The sequence below is a fragment of the Tenacibaculum discolor genome, assembly GCF_003664185.1.
GTDB lineage: Bacteria > Bacteroidota > Bacteroidia > Flavobacteriales > Flavobacteriaceae > Polaribacter > Polaribacter discolor.
Genome location: NZ_RCCS01000005.1, coordinates 313143 through 333340, shown reverse-complemented (window position 1 = coordinate 333340; position 20198 = coordinate 313143). Strand labels below are relative to the sequence as shown.

Genomic DNA, 20198 nt, shown 5'->3' with positions numbered 1-20198 from the left:
TGTTTTTCTTGTTTTTTACTATTTTAAGTGTTTAAAAATTGTTGTGATGATGACTTATTTAGAAATGATTGGAGTATGGCAACTAATTTTAATCTTAATTATTTTAATTGAAATTATTCCAACAATTATTGCTCTTGTTGATATTTTAAAAAGTGAGTTTAAAGGAAACAATAAAATTGTTTGGATTCTCGTTGTTTTATTAGCTAACTTTTTTGGTAATGTTTTATATTTCCTAATTGGAAGAGAACAAAAAATAAACAAAAACCCTTCACGATGAAAAACCTACTTTACATATTCGCTTTCGCACTTATTTCATGTGCTTCTAGCCAAATAAACAAATTTGATAATTCCGATTTGGTCGGAACTTGGAATTGGACCAATACCGATGGTGGTTTTGGAAACCACATTCATAAAACCCCTGAGTCACTTGGTAAAAAAGTACAACTTACCTTAGAAAAAAACTATCAGTTTTCAATTTTTGAAGATGGTAAAGAAACTTTAAAAGGTACCTATACTCTAACAATGAAAAAAGCTATTTATTCAAATAAAGAAGAAAGATTCATACAACTATCTGGTGACCAACAAATTTCTGGAATTATACTGTCAGGAATCATTAGAGTTACAAAACCTAACGTCTTAGAGATTTCCGATAATAATTACGACGGACTAGGAAGCATGTTTTCACGTGTTGAATAAATAAAATCTTTTTTTATTAAAAACACAAAAGAGCCCTAAATAAGGGCTCTTTAAAATTATTAATCAAATTTTAATTATTACTTCACCGTTAAAGTGTATTGAGGTGTTGGATTCAACGGGCAAAAGTAAACGTACTCTCCTTTTGTTAAGGTTACTTTTTTAGAGCTTGACTTACTATTGTTTTTTACCAAAGATGTTACGTATGCATTTTTTATATGATGCTTTTCATCTGTTTTTCCCTTTGGCGCTAATACAAAACCTACATCATGTCCAACATTTTTATTAGAAATTTCAAAAACATAAGTTCCTTCAGAAAGTGTTAAAGACTGTTGGGTAAACTTTCCTTTTGTTTGTTCTAAAGAAATGGTTTTTGCTTTTTGTGCATTTGCTGTAAATGCAAATCCTACTAATAATACTAAAATAGCTACTACTTTTTTCATTTTTATTGATTTTTATGGTTTTACTTTTTTTAAGACGAATAGCTTTGCAACCAAAACCCCATAACTACACTCTGTTAATAAAGCTACAAGAGCTATTCGTTTTTTATGCGTTTTGTTTAAATTTTCCTGCTTCTACTTTTGGAAAATCAACTTCGGTTTCTGCAATATGGTTTACATAATTTGTTAAGGTATTTGCAACAACATTTAAAACGATTTCTAAAATATCTCCGTCATTATATCCTGCTGCTTTTACCTCAGCTATTTCTGCTGAACTCACATTTCCTTTGTTTTTTGTAACACTTTGTGCAAATTTTAAACCTGCTTTGGTTTTTGCATCAGAAGCCTCAGCTTGTCTATTTTGTTCAATTTCTTCTTCTGATAAACCATTATTTTTTCCTATGGCTGTGTGTGCAGATAAACAATAGTTACATTCATTTTCTTCTGCAATAACTAAAGCTAATTGCTCTCTAAACTTGTTTGAAAAGTTTCCACTTCCGTTTAATTCTCCTAAGCTTAAATAACTTTGTAAAAGTGCTGGTGAATTCCCCATTACTTTAATTAGGTTTGGAATAAATCCTAACTTATTTTGAACTGCATCAAACAATTCTTTTGATTTTCCTGTTGTGGTTTCTGGATCTAAAGTTTCAATTCTTGTACTCATAATTTTAATGTTGTCTTTTTAGTTTATTTTTTCGCAGTTACATAATTCTCTTTCTGGAAACTGCTCGTCGTATTCTTGATATCCCCAACAATTTGGGCATTGGTTAATTTCTGTTCTCATAATTCCTTGTTTTTGAATTCTGGTACAAAGGTGCGACAGGAATAGACCTTAAAAAATGGACAAAGGTTCTTAAAACTTGGACATACTGTTTTGCTAACAGTTTTCTTACAAAAAGCTAGCTTTTTATTCACGGTTTCATAAAGTACAGGTAACGTATTAACATGTTTACTGTAGTACTTTTATCTCGTCGAAAAAAGGTTGTTTGTATTAGTGTAACAAAAAACTTTATTAGTTGTGTAGTTTACCACGCGTTGCGTGGTTTTTTCTTTTATAAGCTATAGCTTCTTTTAAATTGTTTTGGCGATTGCCCAGTAGATTTTGTAAAAAATCGAGAAAAGTACGCAGGGTCATTGAATCCTAAATCAAAAGCAACTTCTTTAATAGAATCATCTGTATATAACAACAACCTTTTTGCTTCGGTTATAATTCTATTTTTTATAAAGTCGCTTGGTGTTTCTGTTCCTATTTTTTGAAGGTGTTTTGTTAGTGATTTTGGTGATAAACCTAACCGATAGGCATATTCTGTAACTCGGTGTATCTTTTTAAAATTTTGTTCTACCAATAAACTAAAATCTTTAAAAAGCTTGGTTTCTACACTCTCCTTTACAACATCTTTTTCTTTTTTTATCCGTACAGAATATACAATAAATTGTTTTAAAAGCGATTGTAACATATCGTATTGGGCTGTTTCTTCTAACTCAAACTCCTCTATTAAATTTTGAAGAATAAAATCTAATTTTGAGACTTCTTTTCCTGAAGGTACTACAAAAGGTGTTTCATATATATTATTAAACAATACTCCATTACACGATACCTCAGCATCGTGCGTTTGAATACAGTAAAAATCTCTAGTAAAACTAAGTTGATAAGCTTCTTTAATTTTTTCTGATTCTACTGAAAACACTTGTCCTGGTGATAAAAAAAACAATACTCCATCTTCAAAAGAATAACTTTTAAAATCGATGTTATACCTACCTGTTCCTTCTTTTATCCAAAATACTTTGTATTGATCTATTTGCTGTGGTGAGTTTACCACACATAATTCTTCAAACTGAACTGTTTGTAACGAAAAAATATTTTGATAGGAATAGTTTTGAATATCTTGTACCGCCATTTTTACATAGTTTTATCGTTTGTCGAAAAAAACAGGAAGAGCTGACAAAACCAATGTATCTTTGATTTAAAAAAATATTTTAATGCAAAAAGTATTTATCATAGTTTTCATGATTTTTAATCTTGTAACCAACGCCCAATCCAACTGGCATCAATTTAAAAAACTACAAAGAGCTCAAAAAACATGGGTACTACTCCACCCTTTTAAAGCTAAAAAAGCTTTTATTGTTTCACGTGAAGCATCAAGAGTAAGTGACTCTCTAAGAGTTTCTCCCCTACTAGACAGGGATCATGCAGGCGGACAAGTAGATGCATTTCGTCATGCTTTTTGGATGGCTTTATTACAACAAGAAATTGGAGAAAACGCAGCCCGTTCACTTGGTAAGGCTCACGAAAAAGACAACTACAAAACATACAAAGACAGAAAGTTAGAAGATGGTGTTATTCCTGATCAAATTTCTTCTGAAATGGATTTATTTAACAACGAAATTGGCTTAACACTTTCTAGAAAAGACGATAATCTTCCGAAAAAAGGATTAATATATAGAGTAATCAATGCTATACTCCAAGGAAAGTTAAAGGTTATAAAAAAAGATAAAAAAGGCACCTTTTTAACCTGTAATGATGAGGTGATTCCTAAAAAATCACTAGTCGGAAAATGGAAAAACAACAAATGTTTGGTTAATTCTAATTACAAAAGGTAAATGCAAAAAGTATATGTAATTTCAGGTACAATGTGCACAATAGATTTGTGGCAATATGTTTTTCCTAAACTAAAAAACATCCTTCCAATTTATATCGATATTACTCCTGCTAATTCTTTTGAGGAAATTAATCAAATTATACTGAATCACATTGAAGAACCTGCTACAATTATTGGGTTTTCTTTAGGTGGATTTTCCGCCATGAACTTTAGTGTTCATTATCCTGAAAAAGTAAAAAAGTTAGTTGTAGTTGCTGCCAACACTGATGGATTGAGTGATTCAGAAATTCAACTGAGAAAAAGCACTATTGACTTTTTAGAAAAACACACCTACAAAGGAATCTCTCAAGCAAGAATTCAACAATTTCTACATCCAGATAATCACAGTAATTCCGAAATTATTTCTGTTATTAAAAAAATGGATGCTGATTTAGGAAAAGATGTACTACTCCGTCAATTAAAAGCAACTTCAACTAGATTAAATATTTCACAAAAAGTTTTAAATTTAAACATACCTATCCTTTTTCTTGCTGCCGAAAATGATGCGCTTATCAACCCAAAAAAACTAAAAGAGTTTACCAATAAAACTGAAAAAGGAACATATATAATGATTCAGAATTGTGGTCATATAGTTCCTCTTGAAAAACCTGAAGAATTGGCATCAATACTGAACTTAACCATCAACTAACAATATAAAATGTCAACTAATATTAACAATGTTATCAGTTACAGCCCTAATTTTTTAACTAAAAAAGATGCTACAGAGTTATTTAAGCAATTAACAATCCTCTCTGAACTCACTAATATGATGGAAATGAAACTTCCTTCTGGTGATGTAATTAAATATAACTTTGGTAAATTAATGTTTGTTGACTCTGATTTGATAAGGAAAAATGTTTTTCCAAAATCAGATTGGGGAAACATTATGGAATGGCCAAAATATATGTTTCCAATAAAAAAACAGATTGAAGAACTTACTGGACAAGAATTTAAAACTTGTGTTTGTATTTATTATCCTGATGGAAACTCTGGTATTGATTATCACTCAGATAAAATGGCTTTTGGAAACACTGATATTATTCCTTCAATTAGTTTAGGTGAAGAACGTTTATTTTATATCCGAGAAAACAAAACGATGGTTGAAAACAAAATACTTTTAAAGCACGGAAGTTTGTTGGTTATGGAAGAACGCTGTCAAGAATACTATGAACATAGCCTACCCGAAAACCCTAAATATTTAAACCCAAGAGTTAATTTAACGTTTAGAAAATACGGTTTTTAAAAGCATCTACAAACAAAAACATTGACTCACCTCCATTCATACCCTCATAAACATTAAGAAAAACAGTTTTTTAAAACTATTATTTAAACCCATTCTAAATATTTAAGAAAACAATTCGTAAAGTTTGTTCAAGTACTGTCATCCTCTTAAATTTGTGCTATTATTTAATCAACAAACAAAATAATGAGCGGATTACTAAAATCTTCTATCGGAAGAAAGTTTGCCATGGCACTTTCGGCATTCTTCCTGATGTTTTTCTTATTACAACATTTTGCAATTAACATTACTTCGATTTTTCCAGATAACGGAGCAACATTTAACAAATTGTCGCACTTTATGGGGACGAATCCGTTAATTCAATATGTAATGCAACCAATTTTAATTATTGGTGTAGTGTTTCACTTTGTAATGGGATTCATCTTAGAAATTAAAAACAAAAGTGCACGTAAAGTTAGCTATGCTAAAAATAACGGAGCTGCAAATTCTACTTGGATGAGTAGAAACATGATTTACAGTGGAGCTGCTATTTTAGCATTTATTGTATTACACTTTATCGATTTTTGGTTTCCTGAAATCAACACCAAATTTATTCAAGGTGATTGGAGTGGTTTACACAATGGTGAGTTTAGGTACTTCCATGAATTACAACACAAATTCTTAAGCCCTATTAGAGTTGGTGCTTATGTAATTGCTTTTGTATTCTTAGCTTTACACTTATTACACGGATTTAATTCTGCTTTCCAATCTGTGGGAGCAAATAATAAATATACTAAAGGATTGAAAACTTTTGGTAAGCTTTACGCAATCTTAATTCCGTTAGGATTCGTAATTATTGCATTATTTCATCATTTCAATCACTAATACGCAACAAGTATGGCAACTTTAGATTCAAAAATTCCAAAAGGTCCATTAAAAGATAAATGGACAACTTATAAAGATAAAATTGACTTGGTAAACCCTGCTAACAAGCGTTTAATTGACGTTATTGTAGTAGGTACTGGTTTAGCGGGTGGTTCTGCTTCTGCAACTTTAGCAGAATTAGGATATAACGTTAAAGCTTTTGCTTACCAAGATTCACCTCGTCGTGCACACTCTATTGCAGCACAAGGTGGTATTAACGCTGCAAAAAACTATCAAGGAGATGGTGACTCTTTTTACCGTTTATTTTACGATACAGTAAAAGGTGGAGATTACCGTTCTCGTGAAGCAAACGTTTACCGTTTAGCTGAGGTTTCTGCAAACATCATCGATCAATGTGTGGCACAAGGAGTTCCTTTTGCTCGTGATTATGGTGGACAATTAGATAACCGTTCGTTTGGTGGGGTATTAGTATCTCGTACTTTCTATGCGAAAGGCCAAACTGGTCAGCAGTTATTATTAGGAGCTTATTCAGCAATGAACCGTCAAATTGCTCGTGGTAAGATTGAAATGTTCAATCGTCATGAAATGTTAGACTTGGTAATTGTTGATGGAAAGGCTCGTGGTATTATTGCTCGTAACTTAGTTACTGGTGAAATTGAGCGTCACTCTGCACACGCAGTAGTAATTGCTTCTGGTGGATACGGAAATGTGTATTTCTTATCAACCAACGCAATGGGGTCTAATGCAACAGCAGCTTGGAAAGTTCACAAAAAAGGAGCATTCTTTGCAAACCCTTGTTACACGCAAATTCACCCAACTTGTATTCCTCGTTCAGGTGACTACCAGTCTAAATTAACCTTAATGTCAGAATCGTTACGTAATGATGGTCGTATTTGGGTTCCTAAGAAAATGGAAGATGTATTAGCAATTAGAGAAGGAAAATTAAAACCAACTCAAATTGCTGAACAAGATAGAGATTATTACTTAGAAAGAAGATATCCTGCATTTGGTAACTTAGTACCTCGTGATGTAGCTTCTCGTGCTGCAAAAGAGCGTTGTGATGCTGGTTATGGTGTAAACGCTACAGGAGAGGCTGTTTACTTAGATTTTAAATCGGCGATTGAACGTTACGGTAAAGAGCAGTGTAAATTACACGGAATTAAAAACCCTACTCAAGAAAAAATTATTGAGGAAGGTGAAAAAGTAGTAGAGGCTAAATACGGGAACTTATTCCAAATGTATGAGAAGATTGTTGATGACAATCCGTATAAAACACCAATGATGATTTATCCTGCAACTCACTATACAATGGGTGGAATTTGGGTAGATTATAACTTAATGACTACCATTGATGGTTGTTATGCTATTGGTGAAGCAAACTTCTCTGATCACGGTGCTAACCGTTTAGGAGCTTCTGCATTAATGCAAGGTTTAGCTGACGGATATTTCGTATTACCTTATACAATCGGTAATTACTTATCTAATGATATCCGTACAGGTAAAATTTCAACTGAAACTAAAGAATTTGAAGAAGCTGAGAAAGCAGTTAAAGATCGTATCAATTTCTTCATTAACAATAAAGGAGAACATTCTGTAGATTATTACCACAAGAAATTAGGAAAAATCATGTGGGAAAAATGTGGAATGGCACGTAACGAACAAGGTTTAAAAGAAGCTATGGCTGAAATTAAAGCGTTACGCGAAGACTTCTGGAAAAACGTAACTGTTCCAGGAGATGCGAATGAAATGAACCCAGAATTAGAAAAAGCAGGAAGAGTTGCTGATTTTTTAGAGCTTGGAGAATTATTCGCTAAAGATGCCTTAAACAGAACAGAATCTTGTGGAGGTCACTTTAGAGAAGAGTCTGTTGAATTAGACGGGCCTCAAAAAGGAGAAGCAAAACGTGATGATGCTAATTTTGCTTACGTTGCTGCTTGGGAATATAAAGGTGAACCAGCTGATGCTGTTTTACACAAAGAAGAATTAGAGTTTAACGATATTGAATTAAAACAACGTTCATACAAATAAGAGAGAATTATGAATTTAACACTTAAAATTTGGCGTCAAAAAAACGCAAGTGATAAAGGAAAAATGGTCGAATATAAGGTGACCGATATTTCTGAGCATATGTCTTTCTTAGAAATGATGGACGTATTAAATGAACAATTAGTAAACACTGGTGAAGAGCCTGTAGCATTCGATCACGACTGTCGTGAAGGAATTTGCGGTATGTGTTCTATGTACATTAACGGTGAAGCACATGGCCCTGACCGTGGAGTAACTACTTGTCAGTTACACATGCGTATGTTTAAAGATGGCGACACTATTACAATTGAGCCATTTAGAGCTGCTGCTTTTCCAGTAATTAAAGATTTAGTAGTTGATAGAGGTTCTTTTGAAAGAATTCAACAAGCAGGTGGTTATATTTCAGTAAACACGTCAGGAAACACCACAGATGCAAATGCTATCTTAGTTCCTAAAGAAAATGCTGATAAAGCTATGGATGCTGCAACTTGTATTGGTTGTGGTGCTTGTGTAGCTACATGTAAAAACTCTTCTGCAATGTTATTTGTGGGAGCTAAAGTATCTCAGTATGCTTTACTACCTCAAGGTCAAGTAGAGGCTACTGAGCGTGTTAAAAACATGGTTGCTCAAATGGATTTAGAAGGTTTTGGTAACTGTACAAACACTGGAGCTTGTGAAATTGAATGTCCTAAAGGAATTTCTTTAGAAAACATTGCTCGTATGAACTCTGAGTTCTTAAAAGCTAGTTTTAAAGGATAAAACACAACCTTACTTATATAGAAAAAACCGAAGCTAACGCTTCGGTTTTTTTATGCTTGATATTTACACACTCATGCCTTTTTATAATTTAAAAGAATAAAAAGAAGATACATTTGTCGCTAATGATTACAATATGATAATCTGTGGGGGACTATCTATTATTAATTCAAAAAAGCCTGAGCATATACTCAGGCTTTTGCTTCTTTAATTTTACTTATACTTTATTTCCAAGTATTTTCAGCTTCATTACCACTCCAAATTACTGTAGCTAGGTAAGGGTTATCAATAAATGGGTTTCTATTTCCTTGTTCATTAGCAACAATATTGTTTCGTTGTATTTCTAAATCTGAAACAGGATCTTGAGCATTCCACTCTAATAACAAATCAACCATATTACTATCTGACGCTACAACAGATCCTACAGCTACATTTTTTGGTAAACATTGACTACCATAACGTAAGTACATATACATCATCATACGTGCTACATCACCTTTCCATTCATCACCTGGATACCAGTTTCCAGAAACATCTCCTGCATTTCCAGAACCAGTAGCAAATAGTTTATTTCCTCTTTGAGAGTTAAAACTCACATCTGATGGTCTTAAATGATGTGCATCTGCTCCTGGACCAGATGTACCTAAATCAGGCGTTCCTAGTGATTTTGGAAACACATGCTCTCTATTCCAGTCTCCTGTATTTCCGCCATTTGCGTCTTTACTACGAGTTCTATCTGTTACATAATTACCATCTGTATCGTCATAACCATAAATTAAAACCACCTTAGTATTGTCTGTAGGATCTAAATCAGATTGTTTTAATACGTCCCATACACCAGGAGTATATGATAAGTTGGTAGTATTTGTGCTTATTATCGTTGTAGCTAATTCTTCTTTTAAGGCATTACCCGTCAATTTGAAATCGGTATTTTTATAATATTCAGCTAATTCAGAAGGTATATTAAAACTCCCTGCATTATTAGAAGGCTCTTCTACCTTAATGGTTATAGTGGCTGCAGAACAACTTTTTGTAGCATCATCATCACAAATTGTATACGTAAACGTGTCATTACCTACAAAATCAGCTTGTGGTATATATGTTATTGTTCCATTACTATTTAAGGTAACTGATCCTTTTGCATTAGAACTGTTAATAGCATCTAATTGCGCATCATCAATTAGACTGTCATTTTCTAAGAAATTACTAATCGTAATTTCTGTGTTTTTTTGTGTAGTATAAGCATCATCTTTTGCTTCTGGATTCCCTTGATCTACAACAGTTATACTTACTGTTGCTGTTGCACATTTATCTTCTTCTTTTGTACTACATATTGTATAAGTAAAAGAATCTACTCCTACGAAACTTTTAGCTGGTGTATAGGTGATTTTATTGTTGGCTTGAGTTATTACACCATTTTCCTTAGAAGTTGAAGGAAAAGACACTTCTACACTTCCTTGCGTATACGTATCATTTGATAAGAAGTTTAATTCAGAAGCTGTATCTTCTGTTACATCGTAAGAGTCATTTAGAGCAATAACCTTATCTTCTTTTGGTGGTACAACTTCACTGTCACTTCCCCCACAGTTAATAAACAATGCTAACATTGCTATTACTCCTATTAATTTCTTCATGATTTATATTAAATAATTAATCTTTTTTATGTTTATCATGTACTTTGGTAGGCACATTATCATTCCATAGAGTTAAAATATCTGTCGCTACACTTGCTCCACTACCGGCTGCTATTGCAAACTGACTTCTCCAACCTGCTAAAGTTCCACAGACATATAGCCCTTCTTTAATTAGATGATTAAAATTACGTAGTTGTATTCTGTCCTTTATTGCATTTGCACGAATATGACGTTCTACATATTGTTCTAATCCTGCTATATCAAAAGGCTTAGAGTAATTGAGTGCAATAACTACATTATTACTGTAATATTCTTTTTTGTTTGTAACAACTTTGTACTTATTTTCCTCTTCAAAAACAGCTATTACTTTTTCATTCTCAATTTGAGATACTTCAGGGTATAATTCTTCTAACTGACCTCTACCCTCCTCTAAAATATCTTTTCCTAAAGTTCCAGGAACTAACCCAAGGACATTGTTAAAAAGCGCATCTTGCAAGTGAGAAGAACGCTGATGCATTATAATACCTACTTTTTTACCCTTGGCATATTCTTTAGTAAGTGCAGAACCTAAAACTAAGGCACATTGCATTCCTGATACTCCACCTCCTACAATGAGTACATCAAAAATCATATTACGCTATCAACATTTTAAAATTAGCTGCAAATAATTTAACTGCTATAGCTAATAAAATTACACCAAATATTTTTCTAATAATTTTAATTCCGTTTGGCCCAATTACTTTTTCAATCTTACTAGATGTTTTTAACACAATATAAATTACAATTACATTTAATAAAACAGCTACAATAATATTTTCAAGATTAAATTCTGCTCGTAATGAAAGTAATGTTGTTAAACTACCAGGGCCTGCAATTAATGGAAATGCTAACGGAAAAACCGTTGCACTTAATGCTTCTTCATCATCTTCTTTATAAAGAGTAATTCCTAATATCATTTCTAATGCTAGAAAAAATAAAATAAATGCACCTGCTACTGCAAATGAGTGTACATCTATACCTATTAAATTTAATAGTCGCTGTCCTAAGAATAAAAACAGAATCATAATAAATCCTGCTATTACAGAAGCTTTTTCTGATTGAATGTGTCCTACTTTTTTACGTAAATCAATAATGATAGGAATGTTTCCAACAATATCAATTACCGCAAACAATACCATAAAGGCAGTAAAAATTTCTTTGAAGTTAAAGTCCATAGTTGATATATTTTCGCGTGCAAAATTATATAAGTAATGTTACAATCTAGTATTTTTGCATTTAAATTTACGGGAAGTTAATACAAACTTCCAATTTTAAACACAAATTATGTTTCAATTAGGAAAAACAATAGTTTCAGAAGACCTTATAGAAAAAGAGTTTGTCTGTAACTTATCTGCATGCAAAGGAGCTTGTTGTATAGATGGTGATGCAGGTGCACCCCTTGAAAAAGAGGAAACAACAATTTTAGAGGAAATTTACCCTAAGATAAAACCGTTTTTACGAAAAGAAGGAATTGAAGCTATTGAAAAGCAAGGTACTTGGGTTACTAGTGATTTTGGTGAACTAGAAACTCCCTTAATTAATGATGCTGATTGTGCCTATGTTATTTTTGATGATAAGGGCACTGCCCTATGTGCCATTGAAGAAGCATATAACCAAGGTATTGTGGATTGGAAAAAGCCTGTTTCTTGTCATTTGTACCCTGTTCGTGTAAAAGATTATAGTGAGTTTGCAGCTGTAAACTACCACAAATGGGAAATTTGTGACGATGCTTGCTCTTTAGGAAAAGAGTTGAGTGTTCCTGTATACAAATTTGTAAAACAAGCTTTAATTAGAAAATTTGGACAAAATTGGTATGATGAGCTTGAAAAAATTGCTGAGAAACAACTAAAAAAATAATTATATAAAATAAAAAAGAGATGCTAAATAACATCTCTTTTTTATTTTATGAAGTTCATAACTAACTAATATTCCCCATTATTTTTCTGTGTAAACGAATAGCATACCCATCAGATAAACCTGCGACGTAGCTAGAGATTTGCATAATTCTATCGTATAGGCTTTCTTTTTCTTGTTGATACTCTTGTGGAATTAAGTTCAATACTAACTTATCATAATTAGATTGTCTACTATCAAATTTATTATTTAAAGCTGTTACAAAAACATCTAATAAATCTGCAATAATTTTATATCCTGCTACTTCTTTTTCAACAACTTCTTTACTTCTGTAAATTTTATCAACGCTTATTTTAATAATATCATTAATCTGAGCTTCATATTTACACTTATCTAACAATCCTTTATCAAATGTTCCATTTAAAATGGCTTCTTCATTATCTAAAAAGATAGTCACTGCTTCATTAATTAATACTCCTATGGCTAAAGCTCGTAAATAACTTACCCGATCTTTAGTGTGTTGTAATGAATGGTATTTTTTGCTATCAATAGCATCTTTTACCAACATAATCATATACTCTAAAGCATAATCTTCTTCGATTAAACCTAGATTGATTCCATCTTCAAAATCGATAATTGTATAACAAATATCATCTGCTGCTTCTACTAAATACGCTAATGGATGTCGGTAATAAGAAACTCCTTCAGATTCCTTTTTTAATAATCCTAAATCTTGAGCTACATCTAAAAAAGCATCTTTTTCTGACTGAAAAAAGCCGTATTTCTTATCTACTATATGACTGGTTGGTTTCTTTGGTAAACTCTCTTTAGGGTACTTTAAAAAAGCTCCTAGAGTCGCATACGACAAACGTAAACCACCTTGAACTCCTTCTCTGTTTTCTGTAAGAATTTTAAATCCGTTGGCATTTCCTTCAAAATCTATTAAATCTTGATATTCCGAATCAGTTAATTGATCTTTATACTGAAGCCCTTTTCCTGTTTTAAAGTATTCTCCAATGGCTTTTTCTCCTGAATGTCCGAACGGGGGGTTTCCTATATCATGCATTACCGATGCTGCAGCTACAATGGCACCAAAATCATTAAAAGTATACCCTAATTCTTTTAAGTGTGGATGACGCTCTAACAGCTCTTTACCTACTCTTCGTCCCAACGTACGCCCTACAACTGATACTTCTAAACTATGCGTTAAACGTGTATGGACAAAATCAGTTTTTGATAATGGAATTACCTGTGTTTTGTCTTGTAGACTACGAAAAGCCGATGAAAATATAATTCTATCAAAATCTACCTCAAAACCCAAACGAGTTTCGTCTTGTTTTGCTCGCTCACGTTTTTGAGTATCACCAAAACGCTTTAAAGAAAGGAGTTGTTCCCAGTTCATCATTATGAGTAAAAAATTTTTTCGAAAATACTAAAAAAGAGAAGCCTTTCGACTTCTCTTTATCACTTTTAATTTAATTCTAATTAAGACCCACACATTAAACAATCATCTGGACCTGCTTCTTTAGAAGCTTCAACCATCGCCTTAAATTCTTCTGGGCTCATTGGCTTATCTTCTTCTTTCTTTTCTACATTTAACGTAAACTGCTTCGCATTTACAGCAGATTTTGTACGTAAATAATACATTCCTGTCTTTAATCCAGATTTCCAAGCATAAAAATGCATAGAAGTTAACTTCGCATAGTCAGGGTCTTTCATAAATAAGTTTAACGATTGAGATTGATCAATAAAGTATCCTCTATGGCGTGCCATATCGATAATATCTTTCATACTCATTTCCCAAACTGTTTTGTATAAATCTTTTAGTTCTTGAGGAATTATGTCAATATGTTGGATAGATCCATTTGCACGCATAATATCCTCTTTCATATTGTTATCCCATAAACCTAATTCTACTAAATCTTCTAATAAGTGCTTATTTACTACAATAAACTCTCCTGATAATACTCTACGTGTGTAAATATTAGAAGTGTATGGTTCAAACGCTTCGTTGTTTCCTAAGATTTGAGAAGTAGATGCTGTAGGCATTGGCGCTACTAATAACGAGTTACGAACTCCATGTTTTTTTACATCTTTACGTAACTTAGCCCAATCCCAACGACCACTTAATTCTTCATCTTTAATTCCCCACATATTGTGTTGGAACTCTCCTTGTGACATTGGAGATCCTTTGTAAGTTGAATAAGCTCCTTTAGTTTTAGCTACTTCCATTGATGAGGTTACAGCAGCAAAATATAAAGTTTCAAAAATTTCTTGATTTAATTTCTTTGCTTCTTCTGAAGTAAATGGTAAACGTAACATGATAAAAGCGTCTGCTAACCCTTGAATTCCTAATCCTACCGGACGATGACGGAAGTTTGAGTTTTCTGCTTCTTTTACTGGATAATAATTACGATCAATTACCGTATCTAAATTTCTGATAACCTTTTTAGTTACTTTAAATAACTTTTTGTGATCAAAGAACTTATTACTGTTTTCATCTTCAGCAACAAACATTGGTATTGCAATAGAGGCTAAGTTACATACTGCTACTTCATCATCTGCAGTATACTCCATAATCTCTGTACACAAGTTTGAAGAACGGATTGTTCCTAAATTCTTTTGATTTGACTTACGGTTTGCTGCATCTTTATATAACATGTACGGAGTACCTGTTTCAATTTGTGATTCTAAGATTTTCTCCCATAAATCACGTGCTTTAATAGTTTTTCTTCCTTTTCCAGCAGCTTCGTAACTTGTATATAAACGCTCAAACTCTTCACCATAGGTATCGTATAAATGAGGACATTCGTGTGGACACATTAATGTCCAATCAGCATCTTCTTGTACACGCTTCATGAATAAATCTGAAATCCACATAGCATAGAACAAATCACGCGCACGCATTTCTTCTTTACCATGATTTTTCTTCAAATCTAAAAAGTCAAAAATATCAGCATGCCAAGGCTCTAAATACATAGCGAATGAGCCTTTACGCTTTCCTCCTCCTTGATCTACATAACGAGCTGTATCGTTAAATACACGTAACATAGGTACAATTCCATTTGAAGTTCCGTTAGTACCTGCAATATAACTTCCAGTAGCACGAATATTGTGAATAGATAACCCAATACCTCCAGCTGATTGTGAAATTTTAGCTGTTTGTTTTAAAGTATCATAAATTCCATCAATACTATCATCTTGCATTTGTAGTAAGAAACAAGATGACATTTGTGGTTTTGGTGTACCTGAGTTAAATAACGTTGGTGTTGCATGGGTAAAATATTTTTTACTCATTAATTCGTATGTAGCAATTGCCTCATCAATATCTTCTTTATGGATACCTATAGCAACACGCATTAACATTTGTTGCGGACGTTCAACAATGTTTCCGTTTAATTTTAATAAGTAAGAACGCTCTAATGTTTTAAAACCAAAATAATCGTAGTTAAAGTCACGGCTATAGATAATTGTTGAATCTAATTTATCAGCATTATCCATGATAATTTTATACACATCATCTGCTAGTAAAGGAGCTTTATTTCCAGTACGTGGATTAATGTACTCGTATAAATCGGTCATTGTATCCGAAAACGATTTCTTGGTATTCTTATGTAAGTTAGATACGGCAATTCTAGCTGCTAATTTCGCATAGTCAGGATGCGCAGTTGTCATTGTCGCAGCAATTTCAGCTGCTAAATTATCTAATTCAGAAGTAGTTACCCCATCATACAGTCCTTCAATAACACGCATTGCTACTTTTACTGGATCAACAATATTGTTTAATCCATAACACATTTTTCTAACCCTTGCTGTGATTTTATCGAACATCACAGGCTCTTTTCTGCCGTCTCTTTTTACTACATACATATTGATATTGTTTTTTTGGTTAATAGCGTCGCCAAAACATAGTTGTTTATGACAACATATAAAATGTTAATACTAGTTTGTTTCTTTTGAAACGATTATAACGCTAAAACACTGAAAAAAGTGCTCTAGCTGAGTAATACTGCATGTAGGGGAAATAGCAGCTTATTGGTTCCTAAAAATCTGCATCAAAGCTGATGCTTCCTGTACCACCAGATTTTACTCCAGCTTTTTGGTACTCTGATACTCTTTTTTCAAAGAAGTTAGTTTTTCCTTCCAATGAAATCATTTCCATAAAATCAAATGGATTGGTAGACCCATACTCTTTTTCACATTCGAATTCTAAAAGTAGTCTATCAGTAACATACTCTAAATATTGCGTCATTAACGTTGCATTCATACCTATTAAACTAACAGGTAAAGATTCGGTAATAAACTCTCTTTCAATATCTAAAGCTGAGATAATAATATCTCTTATTCTTTCTTTTGGCACTTTATTTACTAAGTGATTGTTGTGTAAGTGTACAGCAAAATCACAGTGCATACCCTCATCACGAGAAATTAACTCATTTGAGAATGTTAATCCTGGTAATAATCCACGTTTCTTTAACCAGAAAATTGAGCAAAAAGATCCTGAGAAGAAAATTCCTTCAACTGCGGCAAAAGCAATTAAACGCTCAGCAAACGAATCAGATTCGATCCATTTTAATGCCCAATCTGCTTTCTTTTTAATTGCTGGAAAAACTTCAATTGCCTTGAATAATCTGTCTTTCTCTTCTTCATCCTTAATATATGTATCAATTAATAATGAATACGTTTCAGAATGAATATTTTCCATCATGATTTGGAAACCATAAAAGAATTTTGCTTCTGAATATTGAACTTCATTTACAAAGTTTTCTGCTAAGTTTTCGTTTACAATCCCATCAGATGCAGCAAAAAATGCTAAAACATGCTTAATAAAGTAACGCTCATCGTCTGTTAGTTTAGAATTCCAATCTGTTAAGTCTGAATGTAAATCAATTTCTTCAGCAGTCCAAAAACAAGCTTGTTGCTTTTTATACCATTCCCATAAGTCATTATGTTGAATTGGAAAAATTACAAATCTGTCTTTATTTTCTTGTAAAATTGGTTCAATCGATGCCATGCTTTTTAAGCTCTTTTTAGTGTGTTATTTTTATTCCCTGAGTATAGAAACAAAGATTGGAAAATTTGCTAAATTCTGAAAGCTATACTTATTCACAAATCCCTTGAAGTTTTTAACAAATTACTTTTTCTTCTTCAATTTACAACATTTTTGAGTATTTACAAAAACTTATAAATCAATACTTTAAAATTAAAAAAAACGCTTGATAAGTGATACTCACTGAGTTTCTTATTTTGTGTTTCAGCATAAAAAAAGTGACACAAAATGCGTCACTTTTTAAACCTTTATTTTTTTGTTTTTTTGAGTTACTTCGTAACCTTTAAAACATCTTCAATTATCTGTTCAATTTGTTTTTTTGGTAATGCTCCATGAGCCATTTGAGGATCGTCGTTAGCAGGACAAAATAACATAGAAGGAATACTTCTTATTCCAAAAGCAGCTGCTAATTCTTGTTCTGCTTCCGTATCTATTTTATAAATATTAATTTTTCCATCATACTCTGTACTTAATTCTTCCAAAACAGGAGCAAGTGCTTTACATGGTCCACACCAATCGGCATAAAAATCAATTATTACAGGTAATTCTCCTTCAAACTTCCATTCTTTATTTTCTTCATAGTTAAAAACCTTTTTTAAAAAAGCTTCTTTGTTTAAATTTTCAGTCATGCTTATTATATTATAATTATGTAAAGGTAGTCGTTTTTATTTCAATAGATTTACAAGGGTGTTTTTGTTAAAATCATCTTAAAATAAATGACTATGAGCCTTTTTCTTCTAAATTTGATCCAATTAACCAATTTTTTAATCATGAGAAAAATCCTTCTTCCCATTATTTGTGCAGGAACAATTTTAGTTTCTTGTAAAGAAGAAAAGCAACCTAAAAACAATATTAGTGTGAACTACCCTGAAACAACTAAAAAACCTGTTGTAGATGAATATTTTGGAACTAAAGTAACCGATAACTATCGTTGGTTAGAAGATGATAGAAGTACTGAAACTGAAGCTTGGGTAAAAGCTGAAAACGAAGTTACTTTCGATTACCTAGACAAAATTCCATATCGTGAACAATTAAAAAATCGTTTATCTGAGTTATGGAACTACGAAAAAGTAGGAACTCCATTTAAAGAAGGTGATTATACTTATTTTTATAAAAACAACGGGTTACAAAATCAATATGTTTTATATAGAAAGGATAAAGATGGTAAAGAAGAGGTTTTCTTAGATCCTAATACGTTTGCTGAAGATGGAACTACTTCATTAGGCTCGGTAAGTTTTACCAAAGACGGAAAAACTGTAGCCTATTCAATTTCTGAAGGAGGAAGTGATTGGAGAAAGGTAATTATAATGGATGCAGAAACCAAAGAAATTAAAGAAGATACTTTAGTTGATGTAAAATTCTCTGGAATTGCTTGGAGAGGAAACGAAGGTTTTTACTATTCTAGTTACGACAAACCTAAAGGAAGTGAGTTATCTGCAAAAACAGATCAACATAAATTATATTTCCACAAATTAGGAACTCCTCAAAGTTCTGATGAAGTTATTTTTGGAGCTACTCCAGAAGAAAAACACCGTTATGTTGGAGGATATTTAACAGAGGATAACAAATACTTATTTGTATCTGCTTCAACCTCAACTTCAGGAAACAAGTTATTTATTAAGGATTTAACAGATCCTAATAGCAAACTAACACCTATCATTAACAATTTTGATAGCGACACTGGTGTTATTGATAGTAAAGGAAGTAAGTTATACTTAGTAACTAACTTAAATGCACCTAACAAGAAAATTGTTACTGTAGATGCTGCAAACCCAACGCCAGAAAACTGGGTAGATTTTATTCCTGAAACTGAAAATGTATTATCTCCATCAACAGGGTCTGGATATTTCTTTGCAAAGTATATGGTAGATGCAGTTTCTAAAGTATTACAATATGATTTTGATGGGAAATTAATCCGTGAAGTAAAATTACCTGGTGTAGGTTCTGCAGGTGGTTTTGGAGGAAAAGCAGATGCAAAAGAATTATATTTCTCTTTTACCAACTACAATACTCCAAGTTCTTCATACAAGTTCAATCCAGAAGATGGAACTTATGAATTATACTGGAAACCTGCTATTTCATTCAATGCAGATGACTATGAAAGTAAGCAAGTATTTTATACTTCAAAAGACGGAACAAAAGTTCCTATGATTATTACCTATAAAAAAGGATTAGAGTTAAATGGTAAAAACCCTACTATTTTATATGGTTATGGTGGATTTAATGTAAGCTTAACTCCTAGTTTTAGTATTGCTAACGCTGTTTGGATGGAACAAGGTGGTGTATACGCTGTACCTAACTTACGTGGTGGTGGAGAGTATGGTAAAAAATGGCATGATGCAGGTACGCAATTAAAAAAGCAAAATGTATTTGATGATTTTATTGCTGCTGCTGAATACTTAATCAAAGAAAACTATACTTCATCTGATTACTTAGCTATTAGAGGAGGATCTAACGGAGGTTTATTAGTAGGTGCTACTATGACTCAACGTCCTGATTTAATGAAAGTAGCTTTACCTGCAGTTGGAGTATTAGATATGTTACGTTACCATACATTTACAGCAGGAGCAGGTTGGGCATATGACTATGGGACTTCTGAGCAGAGTAAAGAAATGTTTGAATACTTAAAAGGATATTCACCTGTACATAATGTAAAAGAAGGTACTCAGTATCCTGCAACTATGGTAACAACAGGAGATCATGACGATCGTGTTGTACCGGCTCACAGTTTTAAGTTTGCTGCTGAATTACAGGAAAAACAACAAGGGAACAATCCTGTTTTGATTAGAATTGAAACAAATGCTGGTCACGGGGCGGGAACTCCTGTAGCAAAAACTATTGAGCAGTATGCTGATATTTTTGGATTTACTTTATTTAACATGGGATTTGAAACATTACCAAATGCTCCAAAATCTAAAATAAAAAGTTAAAAACTGTAACATTTTTATAAAAACAGACTCTTAT

General features: G+C 32.5%; 20 protein-coding genes. 10 read left to right on the top strand and 10 right to left on the bottom strand.

The window, feature by feature from the left end; genetic code table 11:
• The first annotated feature begins 46 nt into the window (after nucleotides 1–46).
• Nucleotides 47–277 carry a PLD nuclease N-terminal domain-containing protein gene (locus tag C8N27_RS05010; RefSeq protein ID WP_244174714.1) on the top strand — a complete coding sequence of 77 codons (231 nt, stop codon included), beginning with the start codon at nucleotides 47–49 and terminating at the stop codon, nucleotides 275–277.
• Complete coding sequence (locus C8N27_RS05005) at nucleotides 274–696, top strand: hypothetical protein (RefSeq protein ID WP_121146512.1); 423 nt, start codon at nucleotides 274–276, stop codon at nucleotides 694–696. The genes C8N27_RS05010 and C8N27_RS05005 overlap by 4 nt, the downstream gene beginning before the upstream one ends.
• Before the next feature lie 77 nt (nucleotides 697–773).
• On the opposite strand, the gene C8N27_RS05000 is transcribed toward C8N27_RS05005, so the two are convergent.
• The 3 genes from C8N27_RS05000 to C8N27_RS04990 form a co-directional block, all read right to left on the bottom strand.
• Nucleotides 774–1136 carry a cupredoxin domain-containing protein gene (locus tag C8N27_RS05000; RefSeq protein ID WP_121146511.1) on the bottom strand — a complete coding sequence of 121 codons (363 nt, stop codon included), beginning with the start codon at nucleotides 1134–1136 and terminating at the stop codon, nucleotides 774–776.
• Nucleotides 1137–1239: 103 nt separating this feature from the next.
• On the bottom strand, nucleotides 1240–1797 hold the full coding sequence (locus tag C8N27_RS04995) for a carboxymuconolactone decarboxylase family protein (protein WP_099214988.1): 558 nt from the start codon (nucleotides 1795–1797) through the stop codon (nucleotides 1240–1242).
• Between the two features lie 388 nt (nucleotides 1798–2185).
• Nucleotides 2186–3031, bottom strand: coding sequence for a helix-turn-helix domain-containing protein (locus tag C8N27_RS04990; RefSeq protein WP_121146510.1), 846 nt, complete (start codon nucleotides 3029–3031; stop codon nucleotides 2186–2188).
• Between the two features lie 82 nt (nucleotides 3032–3113).
• On the opposite strand from C8N27_RS04990, the gene C8N27_RS04985 reads away from it, so the two are divergent.
• The 6 genes from C8N27_RS04985 to C8N27_RS04960 all read left to right on the top strand — a co-directional run bounded on the left by C8N27_RS04985 (nucleotide 3114) and on the right by C8N27_RS04960 (nucleotide 8660).
• On the top strand, nucleotides 3114–3734 hold the full coding sequence (locus C8N27_RS04985; RefSeq protein ID WP_121146509.1) for a DUF6973 domain-containing protein: 621 nt from the start codon (nucleotides 3114–3116) through the stop codon (nucleotides 3732–3734).
• Nucleotides 3735–4421 carry an alpha/beta fold hydrolase gene (locus tag C8N27_RS04980; RefSeq protein ID WP_121146508.1) on the top strand — a complete coding sequence of 229 codons (687 nt, stop codon included), beginning with the start codon at nucleotides 3735–3737 and terminating at the stop codon, nucleotides 4419–4421.
• A 9-nt stretch (nucleotides 4422–4430) separates the two neighbouring features.
• A complete protein-coding gene (locus C8N27_RS04975) occupies nucleotides 4431–5015 on the top strand; it encodes an alpha-ketoglutarate-dependent dioxygenase AlkB (protein ID WP_121146507.1) in 585 nt (194 codons plus the stop codon).
• 183 nt (nucleotides 5016–5198) lie between these two features.
• On the top strand, nucleotides 5199–5876 hold the full coding sequence (locus C8N27_RS04970; RefSeq protein ID WP_121146506.1) for a succinate dehydrogenase cytochrome b subunit: 678 nt from the start codon (nucleotides 5199–5201) through the stop codon (nucleotides 5874–5876).
• 12 nt (nucleotides 5877–5888) lie between these two features.
• Nucleotides 5889–7904 (top strand): fumarate reductase/succinate dehydrogenase flavoprotein subunit, encoded by a 2016-nt coding sequence (locus tag C8N27_RS04965; RefSeq protein WP_121146505.1) that lies wholly within the window; start codon nucleotides 5889–5891, stop codon nucleotides 7902–7904.
• 9 nt (nucleotides 7905–7913) lie between these two features.
• Nucleotides 7914–8660 carry a succinate dehydrogenase/fumarate reductase iron-sulfur subunit gene (locus tag C8N27_RS04960; RefSeq protein ID WP_099214981.1) on the top strand — a complete coding sequence of 249 codons (747 nt, stop codon included), beginning with the start codon at nucleotides 7914–7916 and terminating at the stop codon, nucleotides 8658–8660.
• Between the two features lie 221 nt (nucleotides 8661–8881).
• On the opposite strand, the gene C8N27_RS04955 is transcribed toward C8N27_RS04960, so the two are convergent.
• Genes C8N27_RS04955 through C8N27_RS04945 form a run of 3 tightly spaced genes read right to left on the bottom strand, consistent with a single transcriptional unit; the run spans nucleotide 8882 to nucleotide 11505 of the window.
• Nucleotides 8882–10291, bottom strand: coding sequence for an endonuclease (locus C8N27_RS04955; RefSeq protein ID WP_167444724.1), 1410 nt, complete (start codon nucleotides 10289–10291; stop codon nucleotides 8882–8884).
• Between the two features lie 16 nt (nucleotides 10292–10307).
• Complete coding sequence (locus C8N27_RS04950) at nucleotides 10308–10922, bottom strand: FAD-dependent oxidoreductase (RefSeq protein ID WP_121146504.1); 615 nt, start codon at nucleotides 10920–10922, stop codon at nucleotides 10308–10310.
• Nucleotide 10923: 1 nt separating this feature from the next.
• Complete coding sequence (locus C8N27_RS04945) at nucleotides 10924–11505, bottom strand: MarC family protein (protein ID WP_099214979.1); 582 nt, start codon at nucleotides 11503–11505, stop codon at nucleotides 10924–10926.
• Between the two features lie 109 nt (nucleotides 11506–11614).
• On the opposite strand from C8N27_RS04945, the gene C8N27_RS04940 reads away from it, so the two are divergent.
• Nucleotides 11615–12187, top strand: a complete 573-nt coding sequence (locus C8N27_RS04940) for a DUF3109 family protein (protein WP_099214978.1) — start codon at nucleotides 11615–11617, stop codon at nucleotides 12185–12187.
• Between the two features lie 61 nt (nucleotides 12188–12248).
• Here the strand turns inward: C8N27_RS04940 and C8N27_RS04935 are convergent, their stop codons facing one another.
• The 4 genes from C8N27_RS04935 to trxA all read right to left on the bottom strand — a co-directional run bounded on the left by C8N27_RS04935 (nucleotide 12249) and on the right by trxA (nucleotide 17863).
• The gene (locus tag C8N27_RS04935) at nucleotides 12249–13586 is read right to left on the bottom strand and encodes a deoxyguanosinetriphosphate triphosphohydrolase (RefSeq protein ID WP_121146503.1); all 1338 of its coding nucleotides are present in this window, start codon (nucleotides 13584–13586) and stop codon (nucleotides 12249–12251) included.
• An 83-nt stretch (nucleotides 13587–13669) separates the two neighbouring features.
• The gene (locus C8N27_RS04930) at nucleotides 13670–16054 is read right to left on the bottom strand and encodes a ribonucleoside-diphosphate reductase subunit alpha (RefSeq protein ID WP_121146502.1); all 2385 of its coding nucleotides are present in this window, start codon (nucleotides 16052–16054) and stop codon (nucleotides 13670–13672) included.
• A gap of 172 nt (nucleotides 16055–16226) precedes the next feature.
• Nucleotides 16227–17198: a ribonucleotide-diphosphate reductase subunit beta gene (locus C8N27_RS04925; protein ID WP_099214974.1), complete on the bottom strand. Its 972-nt coding sequence runs from the start codon at nucleotides 17196–17198 to the stop codon at nucleotides 16227–16229.
• A gap of 305 nt (nucleotides 17199–17503) precedes the next feature.
• Complete coding sequence (gene trxA / locus C8N27_RS04920) at nucleotides 17504–17863, bottom strand: thioredoxin (RefSeq protein WP_099214973.1); 360 nt, start codon at nucleotides 17861–17863, stop codon at nucleotides 17504–17506.
• Nucleotides 17864–18004: 141 nt separating this feature from the next.
• Between trxA and C8N27_RS04915 the strand changes: the two genes are divergently transcribed.
• A complete protein-coding gene (locus C8N27_RS04915; protein ID WP_121146501.1) occupies nucleotides 18005–20164 on the top strand; it encodes a prolyl oligopeptidase family serine peptidase in 2160 nt (719 codons plus the stop codon).
• Nucleotides 20165–20198 lie beyond the last annotated feature (34 nt).